18 protein-coding genes are annotated in these 24,021 nt (G+C 62.2%); 8 read left to right on the top strand and 10 right to left on the bottom strand.

What is annotated here, in order from left to right; genetic code table 11:
• Positions 1–44: 44 nt before the first annotated feature.
• The gene (locus tag GTP55_RS11460; protein WP_161045063.1) at positions 45–1,148 is read right to left on the bottom strand and encodes an endo-1,4-beta-xylanase; all 1,104 of its coding nucleotides are present in this window, start codon (positions 1,146–1,148) and stop codon (positions 45–47) included.
• An 82-nt stretch (positions 1,149–1,230) separates the two neighbouring features.
• Here GTP55_RS11460 and GTP55_RS11455 point away from each other — a divergent pair, with 82 nt between their 5' ends.
• From GTP55_RS11455 to GTP55_RS11430, 6 genes are all read left to right on the top strand, one after another.
• Complete coding sequence (locus GTP55_RS11455) at positions 1,231–3,369, top strand: alpha-glucuronidase family glycosyl hydrolase (RefSeq protein ID WP_161045062.1); 2,139 nt, start codon at positions 1,231–1,233, stop codon at positions 3,367–3,369.
• A 56-nt stretch (positions 3,370–3,425) separates the two neighbouring features.
• The gene (locus GTP55_RS11450; protein WP_161045061.1) at positions 3,426–4,532 is read left to right on the top strand and encodes a LacI family DNA-binding transcriptional regulator; all 1,107 of its coding nucleotides are present in this window, start codon (positions 3,426–3,428) and stop codon (positions 4,530–4,532) included.
• A gap of 22 nt (positions 4,533–4,554) precedes the next feature.
• Positions 4,555–6,066 carry a carboxylesterase/lipase family protein gene (locus GTP55_RS11445; RefSeq protein WP_161045060.1) on the top strand — a complete coding sequence of 504 codons (1,512 nt, stop codon included), beginning with the start codon at positions 4,555–4,557 and terminating at the stop codon, positions 6,064–6,066.
• Between the two features lie 87 nt (positions 6,067–6,153).
• Positions 6,154–8,499 carry a M1 family metallopeptidase gene (locus tag GTP55_RS11440; protein WP_161045059.1) on the top strand — a complete coding sequence of 782 codons (2,346 nt, stop codon included), beginning with the start codon at positions 6,154–6,156 and terminating at the stop codon, positions 8,497–8,499.
• On the top strand, positions 8,496–8,990 hold the full coding sequence (locus GTP55_RS11435) for a DUF6702 family protein (protein ID WP_161045058.1): 495 nt from the start codon (positions 8,496–8,498) through the stop codon (positions 8,988–8,990). The genes GTP55_RS11440 and GTP55_RS11435 overlap by 4 nt, the downstream gene beginning before the upstream one ends.
• A complete protein-coding gene (locus GTP55_RS11430) occupies positions 8,932–11,004 on the top strand; it encodes a TonB-dependent receptor (RefSeq protein ID WP_161045057.1) in 2,073 nt (690 codons plus the stop codon). The genes GTP55_RS11435 and GTP55_RS11430 overlap by 59 nt, the downstream gene beginning before the upstream one ends.
• Here the strand turns inward: GTP55_RS11430 and GTP55_RS11425 are convergent.
• Together GTP55_RS11425 and GTP55_RS11420 are read right to left on the bottom strand one after the other, a co-directional pair.
• A complete protein-coding gene (locus GTP55_RS11425; RefSeq protein ID WP_161045056.1) occupies positions 11,001–12,026 on the bottom strand; it encodes an aldo/keto reductase in 1,026 nt (341 codons plus the stop codon). The genes GTP55_RS11430 and GTP55_RS11425 overlap by 4 nt on opposite strands.
• Positions 12,027–12,116: 90 nt before the next feature.
• Complete coding sequence (locus GTP55_RS11420) at positions 12,117–13,070, bottom strand: GlxA family transcriptional regulator (protein WP_161045055.1); 954 nt, start codon at positions 13,068–13,070, stop codon at positions 12,117–12,119.
• A 182-nt stretch (positions 13,071–13,252) separates the two neighbouring features.
• Between GTP55_RS11420 and GTP55_RS11415 the strand changes: the two genes are divergently transcribed.
• Positions 13,253–14,296 carry an ATP-binding protein gene (locus GTP55_RS11415; RefSeq protein WP_161045054.1) on the top strand — a complete coding sequence of 348 codons (1,044 nt, stop codon included), beginning with the start codon at positions 13,253–13,255 and terminating at the stop codon, positions 14,294–14,296.
• 74 nt (positions 14,297–14,370) lie between these two features.
• Here GTP55_RS11415 and GTP55_RS11410 read toward each other — a convergent pair whose 3' ends face one another.
• From GTP55_RS11410 to GTP55_RS11390, 5 genes are all read right to left on the bottom strand, one after another.
• Entirely contained in the window at positions 14,371–16,053 is a 1,683-nt protein-coding gene (locus tag GTP55_RS11410; protein WP_161045053.1) for a methyl-accepting chemotaxis protein, read from the bottom strand.
• 83 nt (positions 16,054–16,136) lie between these two features.
• Complete coding sequence (locus GTP55_RS11405) at positions 16,137–17,720, bottom strand: rhodanese-related sulfurtransferase (protein WP_371868343.1); 1,584 nt, start codon at positions 17,718–17,720, stop codon at positions 16,137–16,139.
• Positions 17,721–18,418: 698 nt separating this feature from the next.
• Positions 18,419–19,210: a phosphate/phosphite/phosphonate ABC transporter substrate-binding protein gene (locus tag GTP55_RS11400; RefSeq protein ID WP_229257880.1), complete on the bottom strand. Its 792-nt coding sequence runs from the start codon at positions 19,208–19,210 to the stop codon at positions 18,419–18,421.
• Positions 19,207–20,151 (bottom strand): fatty acid desaturase, encoded by a 945-nt coding sequence (locus GTP55_RS11395; protein WP_161045051.1) that lies wholly within the window; start codon positions 20,149–20,151, stop codon positions 19,207–19,209. Before GTP55_RS11395 ends, GTP55_RS11400 begins: the two co-directional genes overlap by 4 nt.
• Positions 20,151–22,403 (bottom strand): TonB-dependent receptor, encoded by a 2,253-nt coding sequence (locus GTP55_RS11390; protein WP_161045050.1) that lies wholly within the window; start codon positions 22,401–22,403, stop codon positions 20,151–20,153. Before GTP55_RS11390 ends, GTP55_RS11395 begins: the two co-directional genes overlap by 1 nt.
• A 172-nt stretch (positions 22,404–22,575) precedes the next feature.
• Here GTP55_RS11390 and GTP55_RS11385 point away from each other — a divergent pair, with 172 nt between their 5' ends.
• The gene (locus GTP55_RS11385; protein ID WP_161045049.1) at positions 22,576–22,764 is read left to right on the top strand and encodes a hypothetical protein; all 189 of its coding nucleotides are present in this window, start codon (positions 22,576–22,578) and stop codon (positions 22,762–22,764) included.
• Here GTP55_RS11385 and GTP55_RS11380 read toward each other — a convergent pair.
• Complete coding sequence (locus tag GTP55_RS11380; RefSeq protein WP_161045048.1) at positions 22,761–23,504, bottom strand: Crp/Fnr family transcriptional regulator; 744 nt, start codon at positions 23,502–23,504, stop codon at positions 22,761–22,763. The two genes, GTP55_RS11385 and GTP55_RS11380, sit on opposite strands and share 4 nt — an antisense overlap.
• A gap of 251 nt (positions 23,505–23,755) precedes the next feature.
• Positions 23,756–23,998: a hypothetical protein gene (locus tag GTP55_RS11375; protein ID WP_161045047.1), complete on the bottom strand. Its 243-nt coding sequence runs from the start codon at positions 23,996–23,998 to the stop codon at positions 23,756–23,758.
• Positions 23,999–24,021 lie beyond the last annotated feature (23 nt).

Raw genomic sequence — 24,021 nt, 5'->3', positions numbered from 1 at the left:
AAAGCTTTAAACATTCTGCAGTCTACATCAGATGCGTGCCGGCCTTAACGCTGCGGCATCGCGTTGATGGCGGCCGCAATCGCATCCCGCAGCGGCTTGGCGCGAAACTGATCGTCAAAAGGCGTCGGCCGCATCTTCAGCCCGTCGGTGCGCGGCGCCTCGTCCCAGCTTTGCAGCCAGTTGAAGTTATCCGCCATGCCCCACATCAGGAAGTCCTTGCATTGCCGATAGCTAAAGGTCACATCCAGATAGTCCTTGGCCAGCGCCGCCACGCCGGCGTCACGCTTCGCCACATCGGCCGGCAGCTTGCGGTCGTTGACGTCAAACTCGGTCACCAGCAAATCCAGCCCCATGCCCGTCACCTCATCCAGGAAGCGGCGCCATTCGCGCTGCTGGTCGCCCGTCCCCATTTCATCCCACGAGCCGATATGGCTCTGCAAACCCAGCGCATGCACCGGCGCGCCGCGCGATTTCAAGTCATGCAGCAGCTTCAACACCCCTGCCCGGTGCTTGGTGCTGCCCGTATCCGGCCGCATGTAATCGTTATAAACCAGCTGCGCCTTCGGCGCCCGTTCGTGCGCTACGCGGAACGCCAGGTCCATCTGCTCCACCGCGCCCAGACGCTCCGTGAAAACATTGACCCGCAAGCCGCCGGTCTTCGGATCCACCGCCTCATTGACCACATCATAGCTATGGATCGCATCACCGAAATGATCGCACACCGCCACGATATGCTTGCGCAGCAGCGCTTCCGCAGCCTGCGCCGGCTGGGTGCCGAAGTCATAGGCATTCACCCACTTCGGCAGCCACTTCGCATCCTGCCAGATCAGGTTATGGCCGCGCACCAGCATGCCCTGTGAGCGCGCCCACGCATACAACTCGTCCGCAGGGCCAAATTCATACGCTCCCTGACGCGGCTCCAAAGCCTGCCACTTGCCCTCGTTCTCCGCCACCAGCATGTTGCATTCGCGCGCCATCAGGGCCGTGTAGGCCGGATTGTGCAAATGATGCTTGCTCAGCGCGTTGCCAACATTGAGGCCTTTGCGTTTGCCCAGCACTTTCAGGGGCTCCGGCATTTCAGCCGCATGCAAAGGCAGCAAACCACCAGCCGCCATCATCGCCAGAATACCGCGTCGGGATATCGTCATTTTTGTCTCACTCCTCGTTGGAATTGTTTGCTAACATCGTGGCATAATTAAATGGTTACGCTATCATAAAAACGGAGACAAGATGCGAATTAACTTTTCGGCCGCGCTGGCAGCGTTGCTGCTGACGCTCTGCGCGACGGCAGCAGCTGCCGACGAAGACGGCTACGACCTGTGGCTGCGCTACCGCCCACTGGACCGAACCGCGCAGGCCAACGTGCAGTCGCAAGCCCGCAGCATCGTCTTGCCAGGTGCTTCGTCGCCGACCACGCAGGCAGCCGTCGCAGAACTGCAACGCGGCCTGGCCGGCATGCTCGCTAAAGCACCAGCGCCAGCAACGCGCATCGCCGATGGGGCCCTGTTGCTTGCCACGCCGGCGCGCCTGCCGGAACTGGCCGCCGCCGCATCGCCCCTGCGCGCCGAACTGGCCACCTTGGGCAACGAAGGCTACCTGCTGCGCCACACCCGCGTGCAAGGCCACAACGTCACGCTGATCGCCGCCAATAGCGACATCGGTCTGCTCTACGGCGCCTACGCCTGGCTGCGCGATGCCGGCACCGGCGCCAGGCTGGAAGCGTCGTCCGCCCCCAAGCTGTCACTGCGCCTGCTGAATCACTGGGATAATCTGGACCGCACCGTGGAACGCGGCTACGCCGGCCAATCGATCTGGGACTGGTGGGCACTGCCCGACATCAAGGACCAGCGCTACACCGACTACGCCCGCGCCAACGCCTCGCTGGGCATCAACGGCACGGTGCTCAACAACGTCAACTCCAAGCCGGAAGTGCTGACCGCGCCGTTTATCGCCAAAGCAGCCGCCGTCGCCGACGTGCTGCGTCCTTATGGCATCAAGGTCTACCTGTCTGCCCGCTTCTCCACGCCGCTGGAATTGAAAGAGACCAGCACCGCCGATCCGCTGTCGCCTGAAGTGCGCGCCTGGTGGCAGCGCAAGGCCGATGAAATCTACAAGGCCATTCCCGACTTTGGCGGCTTCCTGGTCAAGGCCAACTCCGAAGGCCAGCCTGGCCCACAGGACTATCACCGCACCCACGCCGACGGCGCCAATATGCTGGCCGTCGCCGTGGCGCCGCACAAGGGCATCGTCATGTGGCGCGCGTTTGTCTACGCACCCAAAGGCGCGCACCTGGCCGACGACCGCGCGCGCCAGGCTTACGAAGAATTCAAGCCGCTGGATGGCGCCTTTTCCGCCAACGTGCTGGTACAGGTGAAGAACGGCGCTATCGACTTCCAGCCGCGCGAGCCGTTCCACCCGCTGTTTGGCGCCATGCCGAAAACCCCGCTGATGATGGAATTCCAGATCACCAAGGAGTACCTCGGCTACTCGACCGACATGGCCTATCTGGGCACGCTGTTTGAAGAGACGCTGGAAAGCGACACCAAAACCGCCGCCGGCGCAGTCGCCAACACCTTGACCGGCATGGCCGGCGTGGCCAACATCGGCAGCGACCGCAACTGGGCCGGCTCGCAGTTCGACCAGGCCAACTGGTACGCCTTCGGCCGCATGGCCTGGAACCCGCAAGCCAAGGCGCGCGACATCGCCGCAGAATGGGCTGCCCTCACCTTCGGCCCGGACAAACGCGTGGCGCCACCGATTGTCGACATGATGATGATATCGCGCGAAACGGTGGTGAACTACATGACGCCACTCGGTCTGCACCACATCATGGGCACCGGCCACCATTTCGGCCCTGCGCCATGGGTCGATAACCTGGAGCGTCCGGACTGGAATCCGGTCTACTACCACCGTGCCAGCCGCGATGGCATTGGCTTCGACCGCACCGCCAAGGGCAGCAACGCGCTGGAACAATATGCGCCGGAGATCGCCCGTCAGTACGCCGATCCGAAAACCACGCCGGAGCAGTACCTGCTGTGGTTCCACCACCTGCCGTGGGACTACGCCATGCCGTCCGGGCGCACGCTGTGGGCAGAACTGCTGACGCGCTACGACCAGGGCCTGGCCGATGCGCGCTCGCTGCATGCGCGCTGGGTGGCGCTGAAACCACTGATCGACGCGCGCCGCTATACGGAAGAAGAACAGCGCCTGACCCGGCAGGTCAACAACGCCATCCTGTGGCGCGACGCCTGCATCGCCTACTTCCAGTCGGTGTCCGGCCTGGCGCTGCCACCCGGTGTACAAGCCCCGGCGCACCCGCTGGATTACTACAAATCGCTAAGCTACCCCTATGCGCCGGGTCGTGGATAAGGCCCGCTTGTGGTAAAGTCCGGGGCTTAACTTAGCTTTATATTTATTGAGGACAGATGACGAAATCCAAGGTGAAACCGGCGCCGGTACCGGCCGTGCAGAGCCGCTCGCAAGCGCCGACCATGGCCGATGTGGCCGAACTGGCAGGCGTATCTCCGATGACGGTGTCGCGCGTGATGAACGGCGATACCAACGTCCGCGAGAAAACCCGCAACCGCGTCGATGCCGCCGTCGCTGCCCTCAACTACGTCCCCAATCAGGCGGCGCGCCGCCTGGCCGGCTCGCGCCCGATCCGCGTCGGCTTCCTGTATTCGAATCCGTCCGCCGGCTACCTGAGCGAATTCCTGGTCGGCCTGTTGAACCAGGCCAGTCCGAATAACGTGCAGCTGGTGGTGGAAAAATGCGAGGCCGATGAACACGGCGTCGATCAGGCGCGCCGCCTGATCGCCAACGGCGTCGACGGCATCATCTTGCCGCCGCCGCTGTGCGACGTACATAACCTGATCGAGCTAATTGCCACTTCCGGCACCCCGGCCATCACGGTCGCCTGCGGCCAGCCCGACGCGCGCGTCGGCGGCGTCAGCATCGACGACTACCAGGCTGCATATGCGATGACCTGCCACCTGATCGCGCTGGGTCATCAGCGCATCGGCTTCGTCATCGGCCATCCGAACCAGAGCGCCAGCGCACGCCGGCTGGCCGGTTTCAAGGCTGCCATCGCCGAGAAGCACGTGCAAAGCGCGCCGGAACTGATCGTGCAAGGCCAGTTCACCTACCGTTCCGGCCTGGATGCGGCCGAGTCGCTGCTGGGACTCGCGCAACGCCCGACCGCCATCTTCGCCAGCAATGACGATATGGCCGCCGCCGTCGTGGCCATCGCCCATCGGCTCGGACTGGACGTGCCGGGCGACCTGACCGTGGCCGGCTTCGATGATACCGCGCTGGCCACCACCATCTGGCCGGAACTGACCACTGTGCGCCAGCCGATTACCGCCATGGCGGAGGAAGCCGTGCAGTCATTGGTGCGCCTGATCCGCGCCCAGCGCAACGGCACGCCGGAAGCGCCCGAACACGTCGTCACCAAACACACGCTGGTACGCCGCCAGTCCGACGCCGCGCCGCGCCTGAGGCCATCGGCCAAAATCGCCGGCAAGGCTAAATAATCACCTTACATCGCTGACGCCCATGAAAAAAGCTACCCTGCTGCTTCTGTCTTCCACAGTGTTTGCACTCTCCGCCCATGCGGCGCCAAAAACCTCCACCGCCACCGGTGCTGTGGAAGGCGTGGCGGAAGCATCCGGCGTTACTGCGTACAAGGGCATTCCGTATGCGGCGGCGCCAGTGGGCAAGCTGCGATGGAAGGCGCCGCAGCCGGCGGCCAAATGGAAAGGCACGCGCAAAGCCGATCACTTCGGCGCGCGCTGCATGCAGTTACCACTGTTCAGCGACATGGTGTTCCGCTCCGACGGCGTCAGCGAAGACTGTTTGTTCCTGAATGTCTGGACGCCGGCCAAGTCGGCCAAGGAAAAGCTGCCGGTGCTGGTCTACTTCTACGGCGGCGGCTTCGCGGCCGGCGATGGCTCGGAGCCGCGCTACGACGGCGAGAGCATGGCGGCCAAGGGCGTCGTCACGCTGACCGTCAATTACCGCCTCAATGTGTTCGGCTTCCTGGCGCATCCGGAGCTGAGCAAGGAGTCGCCGCACCACGCTTCCGGGAATTACGGCCTGATGGACCAGGCGGCGGCGCTGCTGTGGGTGAAGAAGAATATCGCGGCCTTCGGCGGCGATCCTAAGCGCGTCACCATCGCCGGCGAATCGGCCGGCTCCTTCTCGGTCAGCGCGCAGATGATCAATCCGCAGTCCAAAGGCCTGTTCGCCGGCGCGATCGGCGAAAGCGGTTCGCTGCTTGGCCTGATGGCGCCGGCGCCGCTGGCCGCCGCCGAGCAAACCGGCGCCGGCTTCGCGCAAAGTATCGGCGCGCCAACGCTGGCGCAACTGCGCGCCCTGCCCGCCGACCAGCTGCTGGACAGTCTCAAAAAGCCTGGCCCATGGTTCTCTGCGGTGCAGGACGGCTACGTGATTCCGCGCTCGCCGGTGGCCATGTACGCCGCGGGCGAACAGGCCAAGGTACCGCTGCTGGCGGGCTGGAATTCCTACGAAGGCCACTACAAGCAAATCCTCGGCGAGGCCGAGCCGACCAGCGAAAACTTCGCCGCCGCGTTGCAAAAACTATACGGCGACCAGGCCGCCGCCGCGCAGCAAGCCTACAGCGGCGACGTCAAACAGGCGGCGACGGAACTGGCCAGCGACCGCTTCATCGCCTACGGCACCTGGAAATGGATCGACAGCCACGCGCGCACCAGCGGCAAGCCAACCTACCGCTATTACTACACGCATCCGCGTCCGGGCCAGGAAGGCGCCGGCCACTCGGTGGAAATCGAATACGCACTGGGCAACCTGGCAGGTAATAAAGTCTATGCATGGAGCGCGGAAGACTATGCGCTGTCTGCGCAGATGCAGACCTACTTCGCCAACTTCATCAAGACCGGAAATCCCAACGGCGCAGGCCTGCCGGAATGGCCGCAGGCCAGTGCCGGCGTGGGCGCCCGCTTAATGCAACTGGATGTCGTCTCCAAAACTATCACAGCCGGCGACGACGCGCACTATCAATTTCAAGAGTCGCAGGCAAAACGGTAACAGCGGTTTGTATTTTATTGTATCAGCAGGTAATCGATTGCAAACCTGCTATACAATTTATCCTCTTATCTTGAGGAAACATACCCAATGCAGAAGAAACTTGGCTTCCTGGCCCTGTGCCTGACAGTTTCCGCCTACGCGGCGGAACCTTTCGACGACAAATTCCGTCAACTCGAAGAAATCCTGCCGACTCCAAACGCCTACCGCACCGCATCCGGCGCACCAGGCCACGCCTACTGGCAGCAGCGCGCTGATTACACCATCAGCGCCTCGCTGGACGAAGCCAAGCGCGCCCTCACCGGCAGCGAACAGATCACCTATCACAACAACTCGCCGGACACGCTGAGCTACCTGTGGGTGCAGCTGGACCAGAACATCTACAAGAAGGATTCCGACGCCCGCATGATGCTGACGCAGCCATCGCGCGAAGCATGGGCCAAGCCGGCCAATCCGGAAGACGGCTACAAGTTCGAAGGCATGCGCGGCATCCTGGCCGGCCGTGAATTCGACGGCGGCTTCAAGATCAAGACCGTGGCTGCCGGCGGACAGCCGCTGAAGTACGTCATCAACCGCACCATGATGCGCATCGACCTGCCAAAGCCTTTGAAGTCCGGCGAGCAGTTCGTGTTCAACATCGACTGGTCCTACAACATCAACGAACAGCAAGTGCTGGGCGGCCGTTCCGGCTACGAGCACTTTGACGAAGACAAGAACGACCTGTTCGAGATCGCCCAGTGGTTCCCGCGCATGGCGGCCTACTACGACGTCTACGGCTGGCAGCACAAGCAGTTCCTGGGCACCGGCGAATTCACGCTGGAATTCGGCGACTACGACGTACAGCTGACCGTTCCTGCCGACCACGTAGTGGCCTCCACCGGCGAACTGCAAAATCCTAACGATGTGCTGACCGCAGTTCAGCGTGACCGCCTGGCCAAGGCGCGCACCGCGACCGCACCGGTGGTCATCGTGACGCAGGAAGAAGCCACCGCCGCCGAGAAGTCGCACAGCACCGCCAGCAAGACCTGGCATTTCAAGGCCAGCAACGTGCGCGATTTCGCCTGGGCCTCCAGCCGCAAATTCATCTGGGATGCGCAAGGCTACAAGAAGGACACCACCGATGTAATGGCGATGTCCTACTATCCGAAGGAAGGCAATCCGCTGTGGGGCAAGTACAGCACCCAGGCGATCATCCACACCATCGACAAGTACAACAAATACAGCTTCGACTTCCCGTATCCGACCGCGATTTCGGTCAACGGCCCGGTGGGCGGCATGGAATACCCGATGATCTCCTTCAACGGCCCGCGCCCGAGCAAGGACAAAAAGACCGGCCAGCTGACCTGGTCGCAGCAGACCAAGTATGGCCTGATCGGCGTGATCATCCACGAGGTGGGCCACAACTACTTCCCGATGATCGTCAACTCGGACGAGCGTCAATGGACCTGGATGGATGAAGGCCTGAACACCTTCGTGCAATACCTGGCCGAGCAGGAATGGGAAGACAACTACCCGTCGCGCCGCGGCGAGCCGCGCAACATCGTCGACTACATGAAGAGCCGCAACCAGGTGCCGATCATGACCAACTCGGAGTCGATCGCTGCGCTTGGCAACAACGCCTACGCCAAACCGGCCACTGGCCTGAACATTCTGCGCGAGACCATCCTGGGCCGCGAACTGTTCGACTATGCCTTCCGCGAATACGCGCAGCGCTGGAAGTTCAAGCGCCCTACACCAGCTGACTTCTTCCGCACCATGGAAGACGCATCGGGCACGGACCTCGACTGGTTCTGGCACGGCTGGTTCTACACCACCGATCCGGTGGACATCAGCATCGACGGCATCACCGAGTACGGCGTCGGCACGAAAAATCCGGAAACCGAAAAGGCCTGGAAAAAAGCGCAGAAGGACGCGCAGCCTATCTCCGTTTCGGAACAGCGCAACAAGGCCCTGCCGAAGCGCCTGGCGGACCATCCGGAACTGAAGGACTTCTACAACGACCACGACGAATTCACCGTCACCAACAAGGACCGCAACAGCTACGCCGAGGCGATCGAGAAGCTGGAGCCTTGGGAGAAGAAGCTGCTGGATCAGGGCAAGCACCTTTACCTGGTGGACTTCTCCAACCTGGGCGGCATGGTGATGCCGCTGATCCTGGAGATTGAACTGAAGGGCGGCAAGAAGTACATCGAGCGCATTCCGGCCGAAGTATGGCGCTACTCGCCGAAGAAAATCACCAAGCTGATTGTGACCGACGAACCGATGGTGGGCCTGACCCAGGACCCATACTGGGAAACCGCCGACATCGATACGTCCAACAATGCGTGGCCACGTAAAGTCTCGCAATCGCGCCTGGAGCTGTTCAAGACCGAGCGTGACCGCAATAACCTGATGCGCGACTTTAATACGCCGCTGAAGAAGGACGAGAAGAAGTGATCGCACGCCGCCTGCGCGCGGTGGTAGCAACCATGCTGGCGGCAGCCAGCATGGCCGCATCTGCCCATAACTTCCACATGGGCATAGCGGACATCAGCTACAACCCGCGCACCGGCAGCACCGAGATCGTGCACACCTACACCGGGCACGATCTCGCCGCGCTGCTGACGAATCTCTACGGCCGCCAGTTCGATCTGGGGCGACCGGACAGCGAAGCGCCACTGCGCCGCTACGTGGAAAAACAATTCACCGTCACCGACAAGGATGGCAAAAGCCTGACGCTGCAATGGGTCGGCGCCAAGGTCGATGCCGACAGCATCATGATTTTCCAGGAAATCAAAGGCGAAAAACTGACAAAAGGTAGCCGCATCCACAACGCTTTGCTGATAGACTTCCTGCCGTCGCAAAGAAACACCGTTAATGTGGAAACCGATGGCACCGTCAAAACACTCTTCTTCGATCAAGACAGCATCGATCAAATCGCCCCTTAAATATGCTTTGCTGTTGGTCCTGGGTTCCGCCCAGGCCGACGACCAGATCCTGCAACGGGTCTTGGTCGATGGCTCGCGCACCAGCCAGCTGGGCGTGGCCGATGCGGCCAGCGCCGGCACCATCACGCAGGACGAGCTGGCGGCACGCACCGTCTACCGTCCCGGCGAAGTGCTGGAAGCGGTGCCCGGACTGGTGGTCAGCCAGCATAGCGGCGAAGGCAAGGCCAATCAGTTTTACCTGCGCGGTTTCAATCTCGATCACGGCACCGACTTGCGCACCACCGTCGACGGCATGCCGGTCAACCAGCGCAGCCACGCGCATGGCCAGGGCTGGACCGACCTTAACTTCCTGATTCCCGAACTGGCGGTGCGCCTCGATTACAAGAAAGGACCGTACTCCGCCGAGGAAGGCGACTTCGCCTCGGCCGGCACGGCGTCGGTGGTGTACGCCAACCGCCTGCTGCAGGGTGTGGCCAGCGTGTCGGCCGGCCAGAACGGCTACGGCCGCGCACTGGTCGCCGATTCGGTGGACACGCAGCGCGGCAGCCTGCTGTACGCCATCGAAGCGATGCACAACGACGGTCCGTTCACCCGGCCGGACGACTACCAGAAGCTGAACGCCGTGCTGCGTTACAGCGAGGGCTATGCCAACAACGGCTTCAATGTCGCGCTGATGGCCTACAAGGCCGACTGGAATTCCACCGACCAGATTCCTCTGCGCGCCGTGCAGGACGGCCAGATCGGCCGCAACGATGCCATCGACAATACCGACGGCGGCAAGGCCCACCGTTACAGCCTGTCCGGCGCCTGGCGCCGCACCACCGACGACAGCGCGTCCAGGGTCAACGCCTATATCATCGCCAACCGGCTGGACCTGTGGTCCAACTTCACCTACTTCATGGACGATCCGGTGCATGGCGACCAATTCGCCCAGCCCGACAAGCGCGTGACCAGCGGCGTCAATGCATCGCACAGCTGGCACCAGCACACCGACACCGGCAACACCGAAACCACTGTCGGCGTGCAGCTCCAGAACGATAACATCTTCAACGGCTTGTACAACACGCAGGCGCGCCGCACGCTGTCGGTGACGCGGCAGGATCACATCGTCGAATCCAGCGCCGCCCTGTTCGTCGAGAACAACACGCGCTGGAACGCGGCCTTCCGCACCGTGGCCGGCGCGCGGCTGGACAGCTATCGCTTCGACGTACAGAGCGACCTGGCCGCCAACTCCGGCAAGGCCAATGACCATCTGGTCAGCCCGAGTCTGAGCCTGATCTACGGCCCGTGGCAGACCGCCGAGGTGTACGCCAACTTCGGCAGCGGCTTCCATAGCAACGACGCGCGCGGCGCCACCATCACCATCGATCCCAAGACCGGCCTGGCGGCGGACAAGGTGCAGCCGCTGGTGCGCTCGCGCGGCATGGAGGTTGGCGCGCGCACCTCGTGGCTGCCTGGCTTGCAAACCTCGCTGTCTGTGTACCGGCTGGACTTCGATTCCGAGCTGACTTACGCCGGCGACGCCGGCACCACCGAAGCCGGTCCGCCAAGCCGGCGTTACGGCATTGAGTTCTCCAACTACTACAAGCCGCTGAAATGGCTGTCGGTGGATCTGGACCTGGCGTATGCACGCGCGCGTTCGCGCGGTTATGTGGAAGAAGGCAGCTACATCGCCGGCGCGATTGAAGGCACCGGGCAGCTGGCCGTCACCGTGGACGATGGCGGACCGTATTCGGCATCGCTGAAGCTGCGCTACTTCGGTCCGCGTCCGCTGATCGAGGATAACAGCGTGCGCTCCAATGCCAGCATGATGCTGAACGGCCGCCTGGGCTGGAAGATGCGCAAGGACCTGCGGCTTGAGCTGGAGGCGTTCAACCTCACCAATCGCCGCGATTCGGCCATCGACTACTATTATGCGTCGCAGCTGAAGGGCGAAGCGGCGCCGGTGTCCGACATCCACTTCCACCCCATCGAATCACGCTCCGTGCGGGCGACGCTGATCAAGAACTTCTAGGCGCCGCGCTCATTGAGGATGGCAAAGCCGCGCTGGAGCCATACCGGATACGCCGGCGGCACATCGCTGGCCTGCTCCAGCAGCGCATTCTGCTCCGGCGTCAGCGACCAGCCGGTGGCGCCGATGTTCTCGATCAGCTGCTTCTCATCGCGCGCGCCGATGATGACGTTGGCCACGGTCTTCTTCCCCAGCAGCCAGTTCAGCGCGATCTGCGGAATGGATTTTCCGGTCTGTTCGGCCACCACATCCAGCGCGTCGATGATGCGGAACAGGCGTTCTTCTTCAAAGTGCGGACCGGTGCCGGCGATGTCGTGCGCGCGCGTGCCCGGCTTGGCCGGCTGGCCGCGACGGATCTTGCCGGTCAACTTGCCCCAGCCCAGCGGACTCCAGACCACCGCACCCACGCCCTGGTCTTCCGCCAATGGCGCCAGCTCCCATTCGTAATCGCGGTTCAGCAGCGAATAGTAGATCTGATGCGCCACATGGCGCGGATAACCGTAGCGGTCCGAGGTCGCCAGGGATTTCATCAAATGCCAGCCGGAGAAGTTGGAGGCGCCGGTGTAGCGCACTTTGCCGTCGCGGATCAGCTGGTCCAGCGTGGACAGCGTCTCTTCCACCGGCGTGTTGTAGTCCTGGCCGTGTAGCTGCAACAGGTCGATGTGATCGACTTGCAGGCGCTTCAGCGATTGATCGACGGCGTCGATGATGTGCTGGCGCGAGGAGCCGTAATCATTGGCGCCATCGCCGGTGGGGAACGTGACCTTGGTGGAGATCAGCAGGCGATTGCGCTTGCCCTTGATCGCCTCGCCGAGGATTTGTTCGGCCAGGCCGTCCGAGTAGACATCGGCGGTGTCGAACAGGGAGACGCCGTGTTCTAGGCAGACGTCGATCAGGCGCGAGGCGCCGCCGGCATCGGTACTGCCCCAGGCTTTGAAGAAGTCATTCCCACCGCCGAACGTCGCGGTGCCAAAACTCAGTTCCGGCACACGCAGGCCGGACTTTCCAAGACGCTTGAAATTCATCGCAATCCTCCAAATTGGCGCGCACCACGGCGTACCGGATCTTGATTGTAGCGCGCTGCGGAATATAGCGTTGCCGGACCGCGCGGCATTTCACAACGCCAAGGAAGCCTTGCGCGCCCGCGCGCCCTTCAGGATTTTCTGCGGGACATCACTGAGTTCCCGCAGGAACGCGCGCCGCATTCTGGCCTCATCACCGAATCCGGTCTGCACCGCGATGCGCGACGCCGACGAATGGCCACTCTCAATCAGATTTTTTGCCGCGGTCACGCGCAGCTTCTCGATCACCTTGGCAGGAGACAGACCCGTTTCCGCCTTGAACGCGCGACTGAAGTGACGCGGACTCCAGTTCACCTGATCCGCCAGCAACTCGACAGTCAATGACTCGCTTAAATTGTCGCGGATAAAAGCCAACGCCTGGCGGATACGCTCGTGTTTAGGATCAATGTCATCCAATACGGAAAACTGGCTCTGCCCACCCTGACGCCGGTGACTCAGCACCATGGTCTTGCAAATCATCTTGGCCACATGGCTGCCGACATCCGCTTCCACCATGCTCAGTATCAGATCCGTTCCCGCCGTCATGCCTGCGGAACTCCAGACATGGCCATCGCGCACAAACATCCGCTCCGGTACCACCTTCGCGCCAGGCAGTTTATTGATCAGCTCATTGGTATAGCCCCAGTGCGTCGTCACTTCGCGTCCATCGAAGGCGCCGGCCGCTCCCAATATGAATGCGCCCGTGCAGATGCTCGCCACGCGCCGGGACTCCGTCAACGCCACCCGTAAGCGCGCCACCAGATCGGCCGCCGGCGTGGGCACGCCCGGCATGCTGCCGACGATGATGGTGTCATAGCGCTGCGCGTCAAATTTCTTGGTGTCGACACCAACGCCGCTCATGCTGTGGACGATGCCGCCCGACATCGAGACGATGTCCAGCGCGTATGTATCGGGGGCGTAGTGGTTGGCGATCCCCAGCACCGTGGCGACTGATAAATCGAGCACATTAAATTGTGGAAAAATGACGAGTGCGACTTTTGCTACCATGATTAACTCCGTGAGGATCCCTCGGGCAGCGACTATTATAAAAGAGGTCGCCGAAATTGATGCGGCCGCCGTAGATGTCCTTTTTCAGCGCTTGTTTGGCCTCTTCTGCCGCCCAAGGCTTCGTATAATCCCTCAATACGCTTACTTCGTTTCCGCAAGGCGCGTCTACTTCCCCTACACGCATGTTCCAGTCCCAGCCATTTTCCGCCCGCCAGAAAGGCCGAAGTCTGCTTTTCGCCTTAATGATGGGGATGAATGTTGCCTCCAGCAGCGCGGAGACGGGGACGCTGATCGTCGCACCGCAAGACCGCACCGCCTCCGTAGAAATCAGTGTTGAATTGCCGCCCGGTAGTTACCGCTTCCAGGTGCTGGCGGCGAATGAAGACGGAAACTGGAAGGAATATGGCGCAGCGCAGAAGTCCGATACGACAGAAACCATTTTGCAAACACGGTGGTTCCGCGTGCTGGTGGTGGGATTGGCGGCATTTTCACTGTGGTGGTGGTATCGGTATCGCGTGCGACAGGCCGCCGCCCAGGCGCAAAGCCGTCTGGAAGAGCGCCTGGACGAGCGGCATCGCATCGCCCGTGAGCTGCATGACACCCTGCTGCAATCGGTGCAAGGCCTGATCCTCAAGGTGCAGGCCGTCGCGCTCGGTCTACCAAAGGAAAAGAAGGCGCTGCGCGACGAGATCCAGGCCATCGTCAGTCAAGCCATCTCATCGCTGGAAGAAGGGCGTGATCGCGTGCAGAACCTGCGCATCCAAGGCTTACATGCCACGACGTTGGAAGCAGTGTTGAGCGGGACCGCAGACCAGTTCGCAGATGAACAATTAAAAGAGCCGCCCCGGATTCAAGTCATCGGCTTGGCACGGGAGCTGCATTTGATCGTGGAGGAAGAGCTGAGCGCGATCGGACGCGAAGCGCTGATCAACAGCTATCGCCACGCGTACCGGGCGATCGACATCGAGCTACGCTATGGCCGCCGGCATTTCAGCCTGTCAATCACCGATGTCGGCCCCGGCATCCCCAACGCCGTTATAGCAGCGCAAGGGCGAGCTGGTCGCTGGGGACTGCGTGGCATGTATGAACGGGCGGCGAAGATTGGCGCGCAGTTATCGCTTCGCAGCATTGCCGGGAATGGTACCCGCATCACCGTGACGCTGCCCGCAAGAATGGCTTACCAGCACAAGCCATGGGACTGGCTGCCTGAATGCATGAGGCGATAGACGTTAGGCGGCTCATCACTAGGGCCAAGAAAATCTGGCCCTGTCGTCACGCATTCACTCTGAAAAGCGTCTGCTTAAAATTCTTCCCACTCGTTGCTCGACGCGGCGGCAGCTTTCAGTTTTTGCGGTGCCGGCTTGGGCGCTGGCTTGGCGCGCGGTGCTTTCGGCAGCGACGTCACCGTGGCGACAGTTCGCCTGGCCGGTGGCGCGTACGAGCTGTTGATGCGGAACACACTCACCACCTCTTCCAGCTTGTCGGCCTGATCGCGCAGCGTGGCCGCCGCAGCCGCGGTCTGCTCGACCAGCGCCGCGTTCTGCTGCGTGGTCTGGTCCATCTCCGTCACCGCGCGGTGCACTTGCGAGATGCCGTCGTTCTGCTCCTGCGTGGCGGCGCTGATTTCGCCGACGATGTCGGTCACCTGCTTGATGCTGGCCACCACTTCGTGCATCGTCGATCCGGCCTGCTCCACCAGCTTGGTGCCCGAGCCGACCTTGTCGACCGAATCATCAATCAGGGCCTTGATCTCCTTGGCCGCAGCCGCCGAGCGTTGCGCCAGATTGCGCACTTCGGTGGCGACCACCGCAAAGCCACGTCCCTGCTCTCCGGCGCGCGCCGCTTCTACCGCCGCATTCAGCGCCAGGATATTGGTCTGGAAAGCGATACCATCAATCACCGAAATAATGTCCACGATCTTGCGCGACGATTCGTTAATGGAGCCCATGGTCACCACCACCTGCTCGACCACCGCGCCGCCCTGCGTCGCCACTTCCGACGCCGACCGCGCCAGCTGATTGGCCTGACGCGCGTTGTCCGCATTCTGGCCGACGGTCGACGTCAACTGTTCCATGCTGGCCGCCGTCTCTTCCAGCGCCGCCGCCTGCGACGAGGTGCGCTGCGACAGGTCGCCGGTGCCCGAGGCGATCTGCTGCGAAGCCGCGCCCACTGCGCTGGTCGATGCGCGCACCGTGTCGATCACGCCCGCAATCTGCTCCAGCAGCTTGTTGAACGCCACCGCCGTATGGCCAATTTCGTCCATCCGTTCGACGCGGATTTGTTTGGTCAGGTCCAGCGACTGGCTCACATCTTCCAGCGTGCCGCGGATCGAGGCCAGGCTGCTGCGGATGATTCCGTACAGCTGCCACGCCAGCGCGCCGGTCACAATCACCGCCAGCACGATCACGGTCACCAGCAGGCGGAAGGCGAAGCCGTACGCCGTGACGCTCTCGGCGCGCACATCGTCACTCAGCTTGTTGTTGTAGGCGATATGGTCATCGAACGCTTTTTTCAGCGCGCCGGCCGACGTGGCCAGCGGCGTGCCGGCTTGCAGCGTGGCGCGCACCGCATCCATGTCGCCCGCATGCGCACCGTTCAGGAAAGGCACCAGCGCCTGGCGGTAAGCCGCCATTGCCGCCTTGTCGGCGTCCAGCATCTTGCGATCGGTGTCGTCGAAGATGCGCTCTTTTTCGTAGGTCGCCATCACTTCATCAAACTTGGCGTGGGCGTCGTTGTAGGCTTTATCCAGCGCGGTCTTGTCGGCCAGGTTGGAGAACACCGACAGCCGGTAACCGGCCAGACGCGTGTCGGCCATGTAGCCCTTGGCCAGATTCAGGCTGGCGATACTGGGAATCAAGCGGGTCTGCACCATGTCCAGCCGCTGCTGCGCCTTGGACAGTTGCGTCAGGCCGGCGACGCCGACAAAAATCAGCGCCGCCAAAGCCAGCGACAGGGTCAATATCAAACGCTTCGTAATTGTCATTGCCATTTCCCAAGCCAGTTAAACAGGTATCATGAGAAAATTATGCTGCATTGCAACTTAAATTGCAATGAAACAATTGAAACTCAGATCACTTTAAAGCCATGTGTACCATCCCTGCCCAGTTGCGCCACCAGGCCAAACTCCCAATCGAGGTAGGCTTGCATGGCCTCCGCGCGATTGTCCGTGCCCTCGTAAGGACGGCGATAGCGGTCGATCAGCGGCGACGCCAGTCGCGTGGCGCCCGCCTCCACCGGCTTGCCGGCGGCCAGCCATGCGGCCGTACCGCCAGTCAGCACCAGCACCGGCAGCTTGGTCAGCGCTTTCAGGTCGGCGGCGACATAGCGCGCCAGCACGCTGCTGCCGCAGGTGAGCACGTAGCGCTGCACATCATCGGGCAGCTGGGCCAGCGCCGCAGCCAACTGGGAGCGTAGCGCGAACCAGGCGCCGGGAATATGGCGCTTCTGGTAGTTGACGCCGGAGGTAAAGTCCAGTATCGCCACCTGCTGCGGTGCAGTATCGAGCCACTTGGCCAGCGTCTCGGCGCTGACCTCCTCCACCGGCGGATGCGGCGGCAGCTCGTCCTGCCACGCGCCGGCGACGCTGAAGTCAGCCGGCAGCAGGCCGTCGACCACGTACACGTCGTTGTTCATCTGCTTGAGCCAGTGCGCGGTGAGGTTGGCGCGCACGCCGTCGCTATCGGCCAGCACGATGCGCGCGCCGCGTACCGGCGCAAATTGCTCGGTTTCCTGCACCAGCTGCCCGCCCGGCGCATTGCGGAAGTGCGGCAGCCTGCCGTCGCCGTATTCGCCAGGGCTGCGCACATCGAAGAAGTAGTTGGTGCGCGCGCGGTCCGCATGCAGGTCTGCCAGTTGCGCGCGATTCAGCCGCGGGACGCCGGCGCGGTCGGCCAGCGCGCGCGCATCTTGCGCAGCCGTCTGCCGGTTGGCCTCTGCCGCCGACGGATAGCTGCGCGACTGGCCGTGTTCCAGCTGCTGCTGCGCCAGCGTCCAGCCGATGGTGCCGTTGCGCAGCGCGGACACCGGATTCGGCACGCCGGCGTTAATCAGCGACTGCGTGCCGATGATGCTGCGCGTGCGTCCGGCGCAATTGACGATGATGCGGGTGGAAGGATCGGGCGCCAGCTCGCGCGCGCGCAAGGCCAGCTCCGCCCCCGGCACGCTGATGCTGCCGGGGATGCTCATGGTCTGGTATTCGTCGTAGCGGCGCGCGTCGAGGATAACGATGTTCTCCCCTTGGTCGATCAGCGCTTTCACCTCCGGCGCGGACAGCGACGGCGTGTGCCGCTCATGCTCCACCAGCTCGCCAAAGGATTTGCTCGGCACATTCACATCGCGGAACAGTTCTCCGCCGGCTGCGCGCCAGCCCGCGATGCCGCCGTCCAGCAGCGTCAAATTGGTGTAGCCCAGCTGGTGCAGCCGCAGCGCGGACGGCAGCGCCAGGGCTTCGCCATCGTCCAGTACCACAATCGGCACATCGCGGCGCGGCAGCTTGGTGTAGGCGTCGATTTCTATGCGGCCGTAAGGGAAGTTGGCGGCGAACAGCGGATGCTCCTGCGCGTGCGGATCTTCTTCGCGCACATCCAGCAGTGCGATCTCGCGGCCCGCAAGCAACTCCGCCCGCACCTGCTGGTAGCTGCGCAACGGAATCTGTGGCGTGTAGCCAGAGCGGAATGGCTTGACCTGGCCATCCAGCGTGAACACATGGCGATCCACCTCGCCGATATCCGCACCGTACACGTGGATGCCGACCGACACACGGTCGCTGTAGGCGTTGTAGACCTGGTGGATATCGCCCAAGGTCGGCGAAACCGCAACCACGGTACCGGCTTCCAGCCGCTGCGGCTCGCCGTGTCGTTCCAGCGTGCCGTCCTCATGGCGGCGGAAGTCGTGCGAAATCTCGGCGCCGCGCAGCAGTCCTATCAAGCCCCATACGGTGTGATCATGTATCGGTGTTGACTGGCCCGGTCCCCAGACAAAGCTGACCACCGAAAACCGCGCGGCAGGATCGCGGTACAGCAGGTAATGCCGATAGAACTGCGGATGCGGCGCAGCGGCTTCCGGCGGCAGCCAGTCGTCATGGGCAATCAGCTCGCGCAGTGCCGCCGAGCCCTGCTCGACAATCTGCGCTTCATCCTGGCCGATCACGGCTTCCAGCTGACTGACGAAATGCCGTAGCCGCAGCGGCAGATCGGATTGTAATACTTCGCTCATCTTGCTTCCTCCTTACGCAGCCCGGCGGCGTGCGGCGGTGCTGAGGTTTTCCGGCACGTCCAGACCCAGATTACCACGTGAGGTATGGTGTTCATATTTTCCAATGGAGCACCGCTCTCTCATGAGCGCCGTCCTTAAAGCAATGCCGGATAGCCGACTGCGAGTGCGACGGCTTCCAGGCGCAGTATGCGTTCATACTTGGCGTCATCGATGTGTTGGAATTCGCGGATATGCAAGGCTTCCATATGCCCGCGCAGCTTCGCGCCGGGCGACAGCAAGGCGTCGCGCAAGCGGCGCTGCAACGGCTCCGGCACACTGCGCGCCACCACCAGCGGCAGGCCGGGCGTCTGCGCCGTGTATTGCAAGACATCCGTGCCGTGCAGGCTCTCTGGAGACTCTTCCTTCAAATAGCCGTAGGTGACGCAATCGATGGCCGCAATATCCGCCTCGCCGTCGCGCACCATGCGCAGGCTGGCCGCATGGCTGCCGCTCCATTTCACCTCGCCGAAGAAACGCCCCTTGGTGGCCAGCAGCGATACCGCGTGCCGCAGCACATTCATGCCGCTGTTGGAATGTGGATCGTTGGCCGCTGCGATCAGGCCCCGCGCATCGGCTAGTGCGTGCACCTCGCCGGCGCGCGTGATGATCACGCTTGAATAGTCGCTGCCTTCGCAGCCGTCAAAGTCAAAACACGGCGTGGCAAGCAGCGAGACCTTGTCGCGCAAGGATTTTATGTAGGGATAGCCGCAAGTCTGCGTCAACAGCACATCCTCGCGATGCCACAACGCCGGCAGCTCAGGAGAAGGCAGCAGCGTCACAGCTTCCTGCACCTCGGCTTGCGCCAGCAGCGACGCGGCAAACGCTTCATAGTCCCGCTGCAATCGCGGAGAGACGTTATACATCGGCAGCGCTACTTTCCAGTTCATGGCATGCGAGGGTGTACAGGTGCGTCGATGGGACGGAATCCATAGCGGCGCATCAGCTCTCCATACCCATTGATCTGGAAGCCGCCGCTGCGGGCATTATAAGCCGAGCGGCGCGCACCATACACGCGCGGCAGCAGGTACCACGGCAGCGACGGCAAGTCATGGTGCACCAGGTGCAGATTATTATTCAGGAACAGGACACGGAACACCAGGCCCGCGTCATTCAGCACGATGCGCTGCTTATGGTCTTCCGCCGGCCGGTGTTCATAGTAAGACCGGATCATGGCCAGCGACTGCGCCGGATAGGAAATCGCCACCACATACCATATCGCCGATACGCCAAACGCCGCCTGCACCCACCACAGCAAGCCAGCCAGCATGACCAGATGCCGCAGCCAGACGCCCGCGTCGCTCCAATCGCCCCGGGCGATACGACGGACGGCAGCGCTCAAGGTGCCAGCGATCGCCAGTGCCGGGCCGACCGCGATCCTGCCCCAGAAGGTCTTGTTCAGCCAATGCAGCGCGCGTCGCGGACGGCTCATGGCCGACCACTCGGCAGGCGATACATAGGTACTCTCCGCATCCAGCGCCGGCATGGTCAGGTTGAAGTCATCGTGATGCCGCAGATGACTTTCGCGGTAAATCTCATACGGATACCACACCGCCAGCGGCAGATAGCCAAACAGCCGATTGATCCTTGGCCAGCGCGTAGGATGGCCATGAATCAGCTCATGTTGAAGCGACATATACCATGCGCACCACCAGACCATCAGCAGAGTCGCTGGCGCTGTGCCCAGCACCTGCCAAAACGCCAGCGTGGACAGCCAGCCGCCATGGATCACCACAATCAGCAGCCAGGTCGGCCACTCGCCGCGCCACAACGGGCGCCGGCGTTCGGTCGTGACCTCGTGCTGCTGGGTGGCGTCGATCCAGGCTTGCATCAGAAGCGCGCCTTGACCCGCAGGCCCACGGTGCGTGGACGCACCATGTACACCAGGTTACCCGGCTGGATGGCGATGGTGTTCGCCGTCACGTCGCTGACTTTGGCGCCGTTGGTCAGGTTGGTGCCGAACAGGCCGAATTCATAGGCGCCGGTCTTGTAGGTCACCGTGGCGTTCAGCGTATTCGACGATGGAATCTCTTCATAGCTGCCCTGCGCCGCCGCGAAGTTGGTGTAGGCGCTGCCGCGATGCGAATAGCTTCCCAGAAAACCCAATTCATCCACGCCATTCACCGGCAGGTAGTAGCTGGCATTGACGGTGGCGGCGAGACGCGGCGCATACGGCACGCGGCTGCCTTCCGGGATATTCTGCGCGGCGATGCCCGTCACCACGGTGCGCGTGGCGTAAGCGTGGTTGTAGGCGGCGCTCAAGCCCACCGAGGCGCGACGCGTGATCTTGAAGGCCGTCTCCAGCTCCAGCCCTTCGCTGCGGATCTTGCCGGCGTTCTGCGTGAAGTAGTAGGTGCACGGCAGCTTGTTAAACACCTGCACGTCCTTCCATTCGATCAGGTAGGCGTTGGCGTTAAAGGTCAGGCGATGATCGAGGAGCGCGTTCTTGGTGCCGGCCTCGAAGTTCCACAAGCTGTCCGGCGCAAAGGTCGATGGCGCGTTGATACCGCAAAAGTTGAACGGCACCGGCTGATTATTCCCGCCGTAGCGGAAGCCCTTGCCCACCGACGTGTACAAGGTGTGATCCGGATCGAGACGATAGGCCGCCGCAAAGCGCGGATTGCCGCCGCGCGAGGTAGCGCTGCTGTTGCTCAGTTCTGGCTGCCCTACCGGCGCAGTGGGGGTAGCGCCAACCAGATTGCCGAACAAGCCGGTGAAGCGCAAATCAAAATCCTGCGTGCCGCGGAACAGACGCAGGCCGGCCGTCAGGTCCAGCTTATCCCACACCGTGTACGTCCCTTCCGCAAACAGCGCGGCCTGACGTGACTTAGTGTTCTGCTGGCCCGAGAAGAAGTCGTTCGGATTGAAGGCCAGTTCGTTGGCCTGCGAGTTATAGCCGGGGAAGTTGTGCGTCTCGGCGAAGCGTGCATCAAAACCTTCGGTCGGTTCATCCTGGCGGGTATCGCGCTTGCCCGCCTCGAAGAAAGCGCCAGCGGTCCACTTGAATGGGCCATCGCCCTTGGAACTCAGACGGAATTCCTGCGTGAAGTCCTTGACCGCATTGCCGATCGTGTAAGCAGCCTTCATCAGCGGATCTTTGCCGCCGAAGATGAAGGCGGTAGCGGGATACTGCGCCGATGTCACGTACAGCGTATCGCGATGCAGATATGACGTGGACGACACCAGCTGCGCGCCGCCGAAGTCGTAGTTCAAGCCCAGGTTATATAGTTGCAGCTTATCGTTGCTGGTCTGCGGAATTAGCGCAAAGGTGGTGTATGGCGCGAGGCCTGCGTAGGCATCGTTGATGCCGCCCTTGATATTGGAGGCAGTGACGCTGGCGTCAATCAGCAGATCGCGCGACGGCTTGAGGCGCAAGGCCGCCCTGCCCTGATTGGTCGATACCGCATTGGTGATGGCGCCGTTGTACTGGTTGCGGATGTAGCCGGAGTCATTGCCGGTATATGCGGTCAGGCGCAGCGCCGCCACATCATCCTTCAACGGCAGGTTGACCGCGCCGCGCAGATTGTGGTTCGCTCCACCAAACCTGGAAGTCTGCGATCCCACCGCTTCCACCGTGCCAAAGAAATCGTTCAGCTCCGGCTTTTGCGTAATCTGCCGCACCGCGCCAGCCATGGCGCCGGCGCCGAACAGCGTGCCTTGCGGCCCTTGCAGCACTTCCACGCGCTCCAGGTCCAGTACCTTCAGGTCCGGATTGCCGGATTTGAGCGTCACCGGCATATCGTCGATATACACCGCCACCAGCGACGAATCCTGCACCTCGGATGGCACGATGCCGCGCACTACCAGGCCGCGCATGGTGATGTTGTTGACGCCCGGCCCCTGCTCCTGCACCGACATGACCGGCACCAGATTGGCGATATCGGTCAGGTTGCCCTGGCCGTAGCGCGTCAGGCTGTCCGGCTTGATCACGGTAATGGCGGCCGGCACCTGCTGCACGTCGACCGCCGTGGCGGAACGCGTGGCGGTAACTTCGACTTTTTCTATCTTGTCCGCGTCCGGCTCTGCGGCGATGGCGACGCCGGCCGACCAGGCGGCGACTGCCAGAAAAGTGCGCTTGCTCATCTATACCCTTTTGATGTTCTCCCAAAAGTGAGTATAAATTGGGCCAACGCAACGGGAAACGAATTTAAACAAGCTTCTTTATGCAGAAATTGCGTGGCCGTCAAGGTGAGACAGCGTACAGCCGCAGCCAGTGAGGGCGCGCAAAATAAAGTCTATGGATACGCAACCCCACATGACCAAACCACGCAAATTTCCGCCCGCCGCCTATGCGATGCACCGGCAGATGATGGCGGTACGCAGGACGATTTCAGCAAGCACTGTGGAGGAGTCGCAGGCGGCGGCGCGCTGGGCGCAGGCGTGGTATCAGCTGGTGCAGCGCAAGCTGGATCAACTCCAGCATGCGCCGCGATACTTGCATTAGGCTGGGGAGTAGCAACCGCCGGCGCGGCGTTCCATGGCGTGACGGTCGATGACGGTGACGGTGCCGCGGCGATATTCAATCAAGCCTTCTTCTTGCAGCTTGCCGGCGCAGCAGGTGATCGACTCGCGGCGCACGCCCAGCATGTTGGCGATCATCTCCTGGGTCACTTTCAATTCGTTGGACAGGGAACGGTCCAGGCGTTCCAGCAACCAGCGGCACAGGCGCTGCTCAATGCTGCCGTGACGGACACCGGCCACGGTTTGCGCCAGCTGGGCAAACAGCGAGCTGGTATGACGCATCAGTTGCTGCGCCAATGCGCCGCCGCTGAAAAATGCCTGGCGCAGCACGGCCGACTTGATGCGGTAGCCGTAGCCGCTGGTCTGTACAACGGCCGAGCAGTTGGCGCGCTCGTTTTCATACATCGTTACGCCAACCACGCCTTCGCGGCCGACCACGGCGACTTCGGCGGCGCCGCCCTCTTCGGTTTCATATTGCAGCGAGACGATGGCGTTGGTCGGGAAGAATGCGTATTCCATTGCCTCGCCGGTATCGAACAGGCGCTTGCCAGCTTCCAGCGGCACCAGATCCAGATGGGCGAACAGGTCGATCAGCTCTTCACGCGACAGGCCGCGCAGCAGTTCGTTCTGCTGGGCGCCGGTCAGGCTGATCACTGGCGTAGCAGTTTGCTGCATCGAACGAGGGATGCTGGCGGAGACGGAAGTTTGATTAGCTGCGTACATTTTTGTGCCTCATCTGTATATGTGTTGGATGACTCACACTATATCCGTGCTATGTACGCTCGATTATAGGAACACAGACAGGCCTTATGTAGGCAGGGAACATAGGCTGGTGTCAGCCTGATCCTACGCTTGAGCGATTTGATGCGGCCAGGAAAGGAAATGCACGAGGGAAATGATGGGCATGGGGATGCTCAGCAGCCGCGCGGCGGGCCGCTGAGGGGAGAAACTACTGCGCCGCCGGGCGCAGTATCTCAAGGAAGAAACTTGAAGCGCGAACCTTCTTCAATCATGCGCTCGTCGCGGGAGCGCAGACGCCCCGGATTGCGCCGATGTTCCGGCTCGGAGATGACGCGCTTGATAACGCTTTCCAGCACGCCGCGATGGCTGAGGTACTCGGCCGCGCTTTCCGGCCCCAGCCGGTCTGCGCGTTCAATACCTGCCTCTACCAGTTCGGATGATTGGTAGTCGGGCCGGAAAGTTTGCTTGGTAGACATTACTGCCTCCTGAGAATATGGAC

Origin of the sequence: Duganella margarita, assembly GCF_009857535.1 — a bacterium.
GTDB lineage: Bacteria > Pseudomonadota > Gammaproteobacteria > Burkholderiales > Burkholderiaceae_D > Rugamonas > Rugamonas margarita.
This window is presented reverse-complemented; position numbering and strand designations above follow the sequence as displayed.